Annotated in this window: 11 protein-coding genes; 4 read left to right on the top strand and 7 right to left on the bottom strand. The window is 35.5% G+C overall.

The genetic code is table 11. The features are described 5' to 3' along the window. The first annotated feature begins 56 nt into the window (after window positions 1–56). Together lpdA and JML65_RS06105 are read left to right on the top strand one after the other, a co-directional pair. Window positions 57–1,445, top strand: a complete 1,389-nt coding sequence (gene lpdA, locus JML65_RS06110; protein ID WP_047486518.1) for a dihydrolipoyl dehydrogenase — start codon at window positions 57–59, stop codon at window positions 1,443–1,445. A 100-nt stretch (window positions 1,446–1,545) separates the two neighbouring features. Beyond that, window positions 1,546–3,489, top strand: coding sequence for a S9 family peptidase (locus JML65_RS06105; protein WP_202270216.1), 1,944 nt, complete (start codon window positions 1,546–1,548; stop codon window positions 3,487–3,489). Between the two features lie 169 nt (window positions 3,490–3,658). On the opposite strand, the gene JML65_RS06100 is transcribed toward JML65_RS06105, so the two are convergent. Together JML65_RS06100 and JML65_RS06095 are read right to left on the bottom strand one after the other, a co-directional pair. Continuing rightward, window positions 3,659–4,480: a hypothetical protein gene (locus JML65_RS06100; RefSeq protein ID WP_202270215.1), complete on the bottom strand. Its 822-nt coding sequence runs from the start codon at window positions 4,478–4,480 to the stop codon at window positions 3,659–3,661. A gap of 70 nt (window positions 4,481–4,550) precedes the next feature. After that, complete coding sequence (locus tag JML65_RS06095) at window positions 4,551–5,126, bottom strand: Crp/Fnr family transcriptional regulator (protein ID WP_047486516.1); 576 nt, start codon at window positions 5,124–5,126, stop codon at window positions 4,551–4,553. A gap of 191 nt (window positions 5,127–5,317) precedes the next feature. Here JML65_RS06095 and JML65_RS06090 point away from each other — a divergent pair, with 191 nt between their 5' ends. Beyond that, window positions 5,318–6,118: a patatin-like phospholipase family protein gene (locus JML65_RS06090; protein ID WP_047486514.1), complete on the top strand. Its 801-nt coding sequence runs from the start codon at window positions 5,318–5,320 to the stop codon at window positions 6,116–6,118. Window positions 6,119–6,208: 90 nt separating this feature from the next. On the opposite strand, the gene JML65_RS06085 is transcribed toward JML65_RS06090, so the two are convergent. The 5 genes from JML65_RS06085 to JML65_RS06065 all read right to left on the bottom strand — a co-directional run bounded on the left by JML65_RS06085 (window position 6,209) and on the right by JML65_RS06065 (window position 11,049). After that, window positions 6,209–6,649: a hypothetical protein gene (locus tag JML65_RS06085; RefSeq protein WP_084087319.1), complete on the bottom strand. Its 441-nt coding sequence runs from the start codon at window positions 6,647–6,649 to the stop codon at window positions 6,209–6,211. Between the two features lie 930 nt (window positions 6,650–7,579). Continuing rightward, window positions 7,580–8,284 carry an ABC transporter ATP-binding protein gene (locus JML65_RS06080; RefSeq protein WP_047486512.1) on the bottom strand — a complete coding sequence of 235 codons (705 nt, stop codon included), beginning with the start codon at window positions 8,282–8,284 and terminating at the stop codon, window positions 7,580–7,582. 80 nt (window positions 8,285–8,364) lie between these two features. Further along, window positions 8,365–8,916, bottom strand: a complete 552-nt coding sequence (locus JML65_RS06075) for a hypothetical protein (RefSeq protein WP_202270214.1) — start codon at window positions 8,914–8,916, stop codon at window positions 8,365–8,367. Window positions 8,917–9,302: 386 nt separating this feature from the next. Next, complete coding sequence (locus tag JML65_RS06070) at window positions 9,303–9,998, bottom strand: LytR/AlgR family response regulator transcription factor (RefSeq protein WP_202270213.1); 696 nt, start codon at window positions 9,996–9,998, stop codon at window positions 9,303–9,305. Beyond that, window positions 9,991–11,049, bottom strand: a complete 1,059-nt coding sequence (locus tag JML65_RS06065) for a sensor histidine kinase (RefSeq protein ID WP_084087325.1) — start codon at window positions 11,047–11,049, stop codon at window positions 9,991–9,993. Before JML65_RS06065 ends, JML65_RS06070 begins: the two co-directional genes overlap by 8 nt. A gap of 183 nt (window positions 11,050–11,232) precedes the next feature. Between JML65_RS06065 and JML65_RS06060 the strand changes: the two genes are divergently transcribed. Beyond that, window positions 11,233–12,351 carry an acyltransferase family protein gene (locus JML65_RS06060; RefSeq protein ID WP_202270212.1) on the top strand — a complete coding sequence of 373 codons (1,119 nt, stop codon included), beginning with the start codon at window positions 11,233–11,235 and terminating at the stop codon, window positions 12,349–12,351. Window positions 12,352–12,365: the final 14 nt, after the last annotated feature.

Raw genomic sequence — 12,365 nt, 5'->3', positions numbered from 1 at the left:
AGAAACATGAAACATCCAATATTTTTCCTTAAATTCGCATAAAAATTTTTAAAGTAATGAATTACGATATTATTGTCATTGGAAGTGGTCCTGGTGGATATGTTACTGCGATCAGAGCAGCACAGTTGGGTTTCAAAACCGCAATTATCGAGAAAGAAAACTTAGGAGGGATTTGCCTTAACTGGGGATGTATTCCTACTAAAGCTTTATTGAAATCTGCTCAGGTTTTTCATTATATTAACCATGCTGAAGATTACGGATTGAATAAAGTGGAAGCTAGCTTTGAGTTCCCGAATGTTATTCAGAGAAGCCGTGGGGTAGCCAGCAAAATGAGCAAAGGAATCGAATTCTTAATGAAAAAGAACAAGATTGACGTAATTCTTGGTACAGCAACTGTTCAGAAAGGTAAAAAAGTTTCTGTTACAGATAAAGATGGTAAAGTAACTGAATATTCAGGAAGCCATATTATCATTGCTACAGGAGCTCGTTCAAGAGAATTACCAAACTTGCCACAAGACGGTAAAAAAGTAATCGGATACAGACAGGCATTATCTCTTCCTGAGCAGCCAAAATCTATGATTGTTGTAGGTTCTGGAGCAATTGGAGTAGAATTTGCCGATTTCTATAATACAATGGGAACAAAAGTAACTGTTGTAGAATTTATGCCAAATATCGTTCCTGTAGAAGACGAGGAAATCTCTAAGCACTTAGAGAAATCTCTGAAGAAGACAGGAATTGAAATCATGACCAACGCTTCTGTAGAAAGTGTGGATACAAGTGGAGAAGGAGTAAAAGCTACTGTAAAAACAGCTAACGGAACTATTACCTTGGAAGCTGATATCTTATTATCTGCTGTAGGTATTGCTGCGAACATCGAAAACATCGGTTTAGAAGAAGTAGGAATCCAAACAGATAAAGGAAGAGTTTTAGTAAATGAATGGTACGAAACTTCAGTACCGGGTTACTATGCGATTGGAGATATCATCCCAACTCAGGCATTGGCTCACGTAGCTTCAGCAGAAGGAATCACTTGTGTTGAGAAAATCAAAGGATTACACGTTGAAAAAATCGACTATGGTAATATCCCTGGATGTACTTACTGTCATCCTGAAGTAGCTTCTGTAGGTCTTACAGAAAAGCAGGCTAAGGAAAAAGGATACGAAATCAAAGTAGGTAAATTCCCTCTTTCTGCAAGTGGTAAAGCTACTGCAAACGGAAATACAGATGGTTTCATCAAAGTTATTTTTGATGCTAAATACGGAGAATGGTTAGGATGTCATATGATTGGTGAAGGAGTAACAGATATGGTTGCTGAAGCTGTGGTAGCAAGAAAACTTGAAACTACAGGTCATGAGATCATCAAGTCTATTCACCCTCACCCAACTGTTTCTGAGGCGATCATGGAAGCAGCAGCAGCAGCTTACGGTGAAGTGATTCACATTTAAGACATAAAAAAAGAGCAAAACTCTTTATTAATGATATAAAACCACAGATTTTGTCTGTGGTTTTTCTATTAAAAATACCTAATTTCGGTAAAAAATTAACATGAGGAATAAATCTATCATAGCCGCTTTTGCTTTAGCAGGGACACTCTTCTGTGCACAGGAAAAAAATGAATTTGTAGCTCCCAATGAAAACCTTGTTGCACAAAATATTCTGCCAATTCCCAAAAGTTTAGGCCAGAGTCTCAAAAAATATTCTGAAAGCAGAAATGCCTCACTGGCAGATATACATCCGAACGGAAATGAAATTATTGCCGTTACCCGTTTTGCATCTACCAATCAGCTGTATAGAATTGCTAAGCCTATGGGGGCCAGAAGACAGATCACCTTCTTTGATGAACCTGTTAATACTGCTTCTTATGAGCCCACAAAGGGGGAATACCTGGTCTATTCAAAAGATACGGGAGGAAACGAATTCGGGCAGCTTTATACATTAAACCTCAAAACATTGGAATCTAAACTGCTTACCGATGGAGGAAGAACCCAAAATGGTGGTATCACCTGGAAAAAAGACGGTTCAGGGTTCTATTTTACCTCCACCAAAAGAAATGGGGGTGACCGTGATATTTATTATATGAATCCTTTAAAACCTGAAGAAACCAAGCCCGTTCTGGAACTTAAAGGTGGTGGATGGGGAATCAGTGATATTTCTGATGATCATAAGAAGCTGCTGATCACAGAATATGTCTCTGCCAATGATTCTTATCTGTATATCTACGATACAGAAACAAAAAAATTAGAACCCGTTACAGACAGAAAGGAAAAAGGAATTGTTCAGCTTAATGCTTCTTTCGGTAAAAATCCTGATGAAATCTACTATATTACAGACAGGGATAATGAGTTCAGCAGACTGGCTGTATTCAATCTAAAAACAAAAAAGATCAGCTATCTGACGACTTCTATTCCATGGAATGTAGAAAATTATGATCTTTCTAAAGATAAATCCAGGCTTTCTTTCATTACCAATGAGAGTGGGATCAATAAACTGTATCTAATGAATACATATAACCGGAAATATACACCTGTAAGCGATATTCCTGTTGGCCTTATCGGTGGAGGAAAATTTTCAGGAGATGGAAAATCCCTGTATTTCTCACAGTCGGCAGCTAATTCAGGATCAGATATCTATAAAATGGATATAGCTTCTCAAAATATTGAAAAATGGACAGAAAGTGAGCAGGGAGAAATGCAGCCTGCAGATATGGCTATTCCAAAACTGATAGAATGGAAAAGTTTTGACGGCATGAAAATTACAGGATTCTACTATCCTGCGCCAGCAAAGTTTACCGGGAAAAGACCGGTTCTGATTTCAATTCACGGAGGTCCGGAAGGACAGTCTATGGCTACATCACTTGGGCAGGCCAATTATTTCCCCAATGAAATGGGGATCGCAATGATTGCACCTAATGTAAGAGGATCTTCAGGCTTCGGAAAGACTTATATTGCAGCAGATAACGGATATTTGAGAATGAACTCTGTGAAAGATATCGGGGCTTTATTAGATTGGATTGCAACACAACCTGAATTGGATAAGGACAGGATTATGATTACAGGAGGAAGTTACGGAGGATTTATGACGTTGGCTACAGCATATGAATATGCAGACAGAATCAGATGTTCCATGGATGTAGTAGGGATTTCAGACTTCAATACATTCCTTAAAAATACTGAAGAATACCGAAGAGATCTGAGAAGAGTAGAATACGGTGATGAAAGAATCCCTAAAATGGCAGAATTCTTCACCAAAATTGCTCCTTTAAATAATATTGATAAGATTAAAAAGCCTATGTTTATTGTTCAGGGAACCAATGATCCAAGAGTTCCTGTATCAGAAGCTATTCAGATGAGAGATAAGCTGAAAGCTCAGGGAAAAACCGTATGGTATCTGGAGGCAAAAAATGAAGGGCATGGCTTTAGAAAAAAAGAAAACATCGATTTTCAACGCCTTGCTATGATCAGATTTATGCAGGAATATCTGTTGAAATAGATAAGATATAAAACTGTTTATATTCTGCGTTTTAAAAATATATCTGTTAAAATATTTAAACGAGGCTTATACAATAAGCCTCGTTTTTTGTACAATTAAAATGAAATATATTTTCAGCCATAAAGGATCACAGCTTAAGTTTTATTTTTCTAATAAATAGATATGTTGCTTATTGTATTGGTACTGCGGAAATAATATTTTCACCCCAATTAGAACCTCCCAAGCGGTCTAAATAATTGGAAGAGGTAGGATTGCCGATCACTTCGGCATTTCCTACAATAAGCCAATATTTTTTATTAATCCCGGATTTGTTGTTAATTATGAGTTGTCCATTAGCGATATTATATTTTAATGATCCTGTAGGAACTGGCCCTTGTAGCATACCGCTGATTTTATCTGCATTTCCTTCTATGTCCTGGCTTTTATCAGTAAAAGTTTGAGAATCTGAAAAAGTGGATCTGAACCAAATATAATCGTCTTCATCTAATACAGAGTTTGGATTATTTACAGATAAAAGATTTACGGTTACAAGCCATTTTCCTGGAGGAAGTTCAATGCTAGAACCTGTATGATGGTAATTATAATCAAAGAAAAAAGGAAGATTATATCCATTTCCCATGATTCCTACCACAAGCTCTAAACTCTGTCTTTTCCATATTCCTACACCATTTTCATCTGATGTAAGGACTTTGTTTTTACCCTGTAGCCCATCAGTAATCATAATTCCTGGAACAGGAGTAGTTGGGGTTCCTGTCGTTGATATTTCCAGTTTTACAGAAGGAGATATTGATCCGAGACCCACATTTCCAGACTGTGTAACAATAAAATCATCCGTGGATTGGGTTAATGATGGAGAACCGGAAGATGGGTTGTTTTTTCCTCCGTCTACATGGAAGGTACCCATTGGGTTTGCTGTATTTATCCCTACCTGTCCAAAAACAGAAATTCCAGTAAAAATAAAGGACGCACCGAAATGTTTCAAAAATGTCATGTGTTTTTTGTTAGTTTGATTAAGCGCAGCAAAATTAGATGAGCATCTTTGATTAGACAATGAACAAATGTTAATAAATTTGCCTTTTGATTCTGCTTAAAGCCTGAGGAGTGATTCCTAGATAAGATGCAATATATTTTTGAGGGATTTCTTTAATTAAAATAGGATTTTCCTTAAATAAATTCTCATATCTTTCCTTAGCAGAATATCTTAGAAAGGAGTACAGTCTTTGGGACCGTTCGAGAAATAGATTTTGATGGGCTATTCTTCCAATACGTTCTGCAGATTCTGTTTTTTTATAAATATCCTGAAGATCTTCATATGTAAACCTATAAAGCACTATATCTGTTAATGCTTCAACTCCATATAAGGAAGGGGTTCTGGTTATAAAAGACTCATCTGCACAAACAAATTTTTTTTCAAACATAAAATCATAGGTAATATCCGTTTCTTTATCATAATCTGTTGGTACGAAAAATCTCAATGCCCCTTTAGATAAGAAAGAAAGCATATTTTCCTGCCCGCCGGCTTCAAGAATGATCTCTTTTTTCTTAAACTTTTCTATATAGAATTTTGATGCAATAATTTCCCAATCTTGATAGGTAATGTCGAAATTAGTCTGTAAGTATAAATAAATTTCCTCCATGTGATGACGATAGTCGGTTTGTGATAACTGGCAATTTTTTGTGAATTTATTAAATTTTCTGTCATTTACGTGAGTATATAAAAAAATAAATAGAAACAATGATTATTGCATATTTGTTAAAATAATTTTAAAATCAACATATTTATTAAAATTAATCTGATTTTCTCAGCCTGATTTCTTACATTTATTCTATGAATTTTGAGAGAGTAGGACTTGTTTTATCAGGAGGTGGTACGAAAGGAATCGCCCATGCAGGAGTATTAAAATTCTTGAAGGAAAAAAGCATAGAAGTAGATATCCTTTCATGCTGTAGTGCAGGATCTATCGTAGGATGTCTGCATGCTGTTGGCAAAACACCTGAAGAAATTCTTGAGTTCTTCAATTCAATTTATTTTTTCAACTGGAAACATTTTACCTTCAACCAGCCAGGATTGGTTTCTTCGGTCATTTTCAGGAATTATCTTAAACCTATTTTTCACGATATGAAATTAAAGGATTTGGATATTGAAGTGAAAATTGTAGCCACAGAGCTGGTTTCCGGAACACAGAAAATTTTTGATGAAAATTTTGAAATAGTAGATGCTATTATTGCCTCTTGTTCGATTCCCGGAATCACAACACCTTACATCATTGATGAAGAAATGTATTGTGACGGGGGAGTGCTCAATAATTTTCCGGCAGACATTATCAGAGACGAATGCGACAAGCTTATCGGAGTTTTTGTATCACCGCCTCATGATACCAATATTAATGATTTAAAATCAATTAAAGCCATTGTTTCACGTTCTTATGACCTTCTTTCCTATAGGATCGAAAAAGTGAAGTTTGAGTATTGTGACTGGTTTATTACTTCACAGAAGCTGTCAACATACGGAATGTTTGAGCGTAGAAAAGACAGGCTGGAGGAAATTTTTGATATTGGGTATAAATCCGCTGCAGAAAGTTTTGAAGCCAGCCAATATCAGACGGAGCTCAAAAAATTAGGAACATAAAAATAAATCCTGCATCATCATGCAGGATTTTATCTGATACAACGTAAAGGAAATATGCTTTATGGATTGAAATCCACGTTGCATCTATTCTTAGTTTTTAACTACCTGCCCGTCCTCACGTACAATTTCACGACCATTTTCGTCATTTACAGTAAGGGTGTAGGGTGCTTTTTTAGGTGAATCGGTAAGATAGTTTCTCCAAACCTGATAACTGTACCCCTGATTGTTAAAGTCAATATAATAGTTTCCTCCTGTACCGTCAGGAACCAGTTCACCATCACTGATGATCATACTTGGTTTTGCCGTGATTTTAGCATTTGCATTCCATGACTGATACAAATACTTGCCGTTGGGCTGTTTGTCAATTCTTATCTTAAATTTTTTTGTTTTAATAATGACCGTTTTGGGTACTTTTTGAAAAGTAGCATAAGAGGCTACACGGTGGTCTTTAGATTCATTCGGAACTTCTTTTGCATATACAAAAGAAAACTGAGCCAGGCAGAAAGTCCCTAATAAGAAGCTTTTAATCATATTTTTAAAGGTTATTGGTTACTAATCAGAGTTTCATCAAATATAAAGCCATTTTTACAGAGATAAGGTATCGGATAGAATGGAGTTGTCTTTATGCTCTTCAAAAATCCGAAAAATCTGAAAAGATGAGCTAAGTATAGCAAAGAGAATTAGAAAGCTTAGATTCTTACAAGCTAAGAGATAGAGAATAGAGTCTACCTATGCCATTGTCATTCCGTAGGAATCTAAACACATATACACAATGAAATCAGAGACTTTTATCAAAATTTTGATTACATCGGATCTTCGGTTTGTGGTCAAAAATCAAATTTGTATCATTAACCACCCCGTCAAAAATTCTTCGAATTTTCGCCAACCTTCCTGAGGCGAATATTTTGCTTATCCATAAACGATATATTTTCTTAACACTTTAGATCACTTGAGAAAGAGCAAAAATTATTATATATAAGAAGTTCACTTGAGAAGAAAATCAAAGATTTTCATTAAGCTTAGATGTACTTTTCAGCAGTGTCATAGTCACTTTAAATCTTAAGTGCCTAAATCTTTTGTGACTTTTGACTACGTCGAATCTTCGATTTGTGATTGATATGTTCTCTCTCGGATTGAGTAGATCAAGCAGATTTTTATTTCTTATTATGCTAACATTCTATACTTAGATTCCTACGGAATGACAAAATGAGTGGACAGACAAAATCTGTTATTTATAATTCTGAAGGAATCTAGATTTGTATACACAAGAAAATCAAAGATTTTCATTAAGCTTAGGTGTACTTTTCAGCAGTGTGATAGTCACTTTATAAAATCTAAAGTGTCTAAAGCTTTTTTGACTTTTGACTACGTCGAAATAACATTCATCGACTGAAAGGAGATAATCTTCGATTTGTGGTTGATATTTCTCTCGCAGATTTATCTTATCTAAAACTGTAAATTTTAATTGGATAGAGCGGTATAGCTTGCAAAAGCCTCTTCCAGGCTGTCAAATCTACCCTTAAATTCATCAATAGAGCAGTCCTGAAGGATATTCCCCTGATGAATCAGAATAACACGGGAACAAAGAGCTTCCACTTCCTGCATGATATGCGTAGATAGTAAAACCGTTTTTTGCTGTCCGATTTCCTTTACCACATTTCTGATCTCAATAATCTGGTTGGGGTCAAGCCCATTGGTTGGCTCATCCAAAATTAACAAATCAGGCTGATGAATAATAGCCTGGGCCAGCCCTACACGTTGCTTATATCCTTTAGATAGCTGACCTATTTTTTTTGATTTTTCCGGAGTGATCCCTACAAGCTGAATCACTTCATCAACTCTGGCCTCAGAAATTTTATGAATGTTTGCAACAAACTGAAGATATTCCTTGATATACATTTCCAGGTAAAGCGGATTGTTTTCAGGAAGAAATCCTATTTTTTTCTTGCTTTCAATAGCATGTTCAGAAATATTTTGACCATTAAAAATAATTTCACCTTCATCAATTTTCAATGCACCAACGATAGATTTCATCAAAGTAGATTTTCCGGCACCGTTAGGACCAAGAAGACCGATGATCTCATTTTTATCAATAGAAATGTTGATATTGTTAAGGGCAGTTTGTTCCCCAAACTTTTTAGTCAAATTGATTATCTGAAGTGGCATAATAATGAATGTCTTTCTGCAAAAATAAAATAAAAAAACTCATTCGATGGAATGAGTTTCACAATATTTTTAAATAATATTTATTTTTTTGATTTCTTCCCATTACCAGTGGATCCCGGGGTTGCTGTAGAGGCTGTATTGGCACCTGATTTTGAATTTACAGCAGATCTTTCATATAATGCATATTTACCATTCGTTTTACCGAAAATTTTCTCAACCTGTTTTTTGGTTAAAAACTGAGATTTTCCCACATACTTTCGGTTTTTGTTGATGATCTGAATAAACTGGACCGTCGGCTGACCGTAGTTTTTTTCATAGTGAAGCTCAATAATATCATTAGGAAGTTCCAGAATGATATTTTCATCAGGAACAGCCGTTATAAAGCCTTCCATGATAAGTTTATAAAGTCCTGATACATCTCCATTCAGGTTTTGGAATGAGAAGGATCGGATGGTATTCAGGTTGCTGGTGTTCAAGTCCTGGTAATTGATTGTAAACTTATCTTCCTTTTTATATAAACCTACGGAATTATCTTTACCAATTTCCACTAAACTCTCATTTTTCAACACTTTAATTTGTGAGAAAACTGAAATGCTGAACATGCATGTAATAAGTAGAATTATTTTTCTCATGAATTGAATTTTAATGTTTTACAAATTGGTGTACATAAACTTACTAATAAAAAAGTTAAATAACAATTTTTATTTGTTAAACAAAAGTAACACTTTTTTTTGATATTCATAAGGAATTGCCTGTGGGAGCTATGGATTGGTGTTTGTTTGTAATGAATTGTAAATCATTTGTTTATTGTCTTTTTGTGAATGTACTCCTGTTTGAATCTCTGAAAAAAGCAGATCAGAAATTATAGGGTGTAATGTATTGAAAAACAGGTTGGAAATGAGTTTGCAGCGTATTGAATTAAAAATTATTTAAAATAAGTGTTGAATTTTATGATGATAAAAAAAGAAATGATGGTGCAAATAGCATTTTTGACGAAACCGATAATTCACCAATAAGCTTATAATAATCTGTTTTTTGACACTGCGGATATGAAAGCGTCAAATTCCTGGCGATAGCTTCTTCCAACAGGAATATGATGATTGCCAAGAAGCACTTCGGTGGTGTTGAAAGCACTAACGAAATCAATATTGATCAAAAATGATCTGTGAATTCTTACGAAACCTTTGGAGGAGAGGGTTGCTTGTAGATCTGTTATTTTATTCTTTGAAATAAAACTCTCCTTTGTGGCCAAAACAACCTTGATATCATTTCCCTGGCTCTCAAAATAAATGATTTCCGAAAGAAAAATTTTGCGCTGCATTCCTTCTGTCCTGAATATGATAAAATCTTTCTGAGGAGCCGCTGTATTTCTTAGAATACGTTCTACCGATTTAAAAAAGCGTTCAAAAGTAATGGGTTTAAGAAGATAATCTACCGCTTCCAGCTCAAAACCTTCAATGGCAAAATCACGGTAGGCTGTGGTGAAAATAGTGGCTGGCTTCTGAGACAGTGATCTTAAAAAATCAATTCCGTTTAAGTGGGGCATCTGAATATCCAGAAACATCAGCTCTACAGATTGACTCTGAATCATTTTATAGGCTTCCATTGCATTGTCAGCTTTCCCGATCAGTTTCAAATGATCGATTCTGGAAATGTGATTTTCCAGTAACTTTGCTGCCAAAGGCTCATCATCTACGATAATACAGTTAATCATATTGTGAAGGAGTGATTATTTCAACTTTAAAAATATTGTTTTCCCGGGAAATTCTGAAAGTAAAATTTTCATCATAATGATGCCGGAGCTGTTTTTTGATATTTTGAAGACCAATTCCTTTCTCATTATCAGTCTGATCCTCATGGTAAGTATTTTCAATTGTAAAGACTGAATGTTGGGGGTTGGTTTCCATTTCTATTTTTATTTCTGTCTGCTGGATATTTTTTCCTGCGCCATGTTTAAAAGCATTTTCTACTAAACTGAGATATAAAAGCGGAGGGATGGTATTGGAAGAATTTAGTAGGACCTGCTTGCTTATCTGTAACCTGTCCGTATGGTAGCGGAGACTTTCCAGAGCGATATAATCTTCAATAATATCCAGTTCATCAGAAACGGATACCCATTTTTTCTGTCCTTTGTATAAAATATAATCTAAGATATCCGAAAGCTGGCTAATGGACTGGGAAGTCTTTTCAGAATGGCTGAGGGAGAGCGAATAGATATTGTTCAGTGTATTAAACAGAAAGTGAGGGTTTAGCTGGGATTTGAGGGCTTTCAATTCCAGTTCAGCTTTCTCTTTCTGCAGGTTGGCTGCTTTTTCTTTTTCATCTTTGTAGCGGATAAAAAACATCATTGAAATAAAAATGAAGGCCCCGCTGATGATCGGAAAAGTATAATGAATTAAAAGGTATTTCAGGTCTGTGAAAATACTGAAAATACTGTCTTTGGTTTCATTGATAAAAAAGGGCTCGGCAATATAAACAATAAAGAACCTGTTGATGACTGATAGGAGATAAAGGCTGATGATAAGAAATACTGAACATTCAAGGTATTTTTTCTTATCAAAAAAATGCCTGATGAGGATAAAATAAATAAAATTAGCGGCAATAATCTGGAAAATCCAATGACAGAAATTATAAATAATTATGTCTGAAGATAATCCATCGTATTCTCCGTAATTTCTTGCGGTTCCAAACAGAAATAAAGCTGTCCAAAAAAACAGCTGGAAATATAGGGTACGTCTGATATGAACCTCTGACTCATTTTTCATCTTCAAAAATATAAAATCTAAAGTAGAGCTGACGAAAAATGTTGCTGACGACGATCAATTGGAGATGAACAACCTTATTTGATATTCAGAAGACTTATTGTACTGTTGACATCAGTTGAGCTGTTTTCCAAATGTCACGGTAAAAAGTATTCCGGAATCTGATAACATTTGCAAAAAAATGAAATGAAAGAACAGTCGGAAAGGTTGTATGGGTTGGATCACCTGAGATCCGTGGCCATTGTATTGGTTTTAATGTATCATTATCGGGCATTCAGGCACCCGGCATGGATTGACAGTATTGGCCGATTCGGCTGGACGGGTGTTGATCTTTTTTTTGTTTTAAGTGGTTTTTTAATAGCAAGCCAGCTGTTTAAAGAAATAGAAAATAAGCAGACCATCAGTCTGAAAACATTTTATATTAAACGTTTTTTCAGGATTATTCCACCTTATGGGGTTACGCTGTTGCTGTATTTCATTTTTCCTTTTTTCAGAGAGAGGGAAGCACTGCCGCCTGTATGGAAGTTTATTTCCTTTACCCAGAATTTTGGATTGAATGTTATTGATCAGGGTACATTTTCCCACGCATGGTCATTGTGTATTGAAGAGCAGTTTTACCTTCTCCTTCCTTTGTCTCTTTTGATGGTAAAACGGATCAAGCTGTTTCAATATCTGGCTTTTTTAATTATTCTCCTGATCCCTTTTTCTCTGGTACTCAGATTCTTTATGTGGAATCAGTTTTTAGTTTCCGTTGATAGCAATTCTATGGAGTTCTGGCGTTTGTGGTATATGAAAATCTATTATCCTACGTATACCCGGTTAGATGGTCTGGGAATAGGCGTGCTTATCGGTTATTTAATGCGTCATTCATCGGTTTTTAAGAGGTTTGTTCATCATCATGGAAATAAACTTTTTTTCCTGGGATTGGTACTGCTGGGAGTTTCATTCTGGGTTTGTAATGAGCAGGGTTCAAAAGAAGCTTCTGTCTTTGGATTTACTTTGGTGGCTGTTAGTTGCGGAATACTGGTAATGTCTGCTGTATCTGAATCTTCATTTCTTTCCCGGTGTAGATGCTATGCTACCACGCAGCTGGCTGCTTTATCTTATGCCATATATCTTTCACATAAAGGAATTATCCACATGGTACAAAGCGGCCTGGATAATTTGGGAATTCAAACTTCAGACAATATAAGCCTTATGATCTGTTTTTTTGCCTGCATTGGAGGAGGATTGCTATACAGGTTCCTCATTGAAAAACCATTTTCGAGACTTAAATACAAACTGTTGAATGCGAATTATCATTAACAATAAAAATCCCC

Source organism: Chryseobacterium sp. KMC2, from assembly GCF_016756935.1.
Taxonomy (GTDB): domain Bacteria; phylum Bacteroidota; class Bacteroidia; order Flavobacteriales; family Weeksellaceae; genus Chryseobacterium; species Chryseobacterium rhizosphaerae.
The sequence above is the reverse complement of the archived record's forward strand: the minus strand, read 5'-3'. Positions and strand labels throughout refer to the sequence as shown.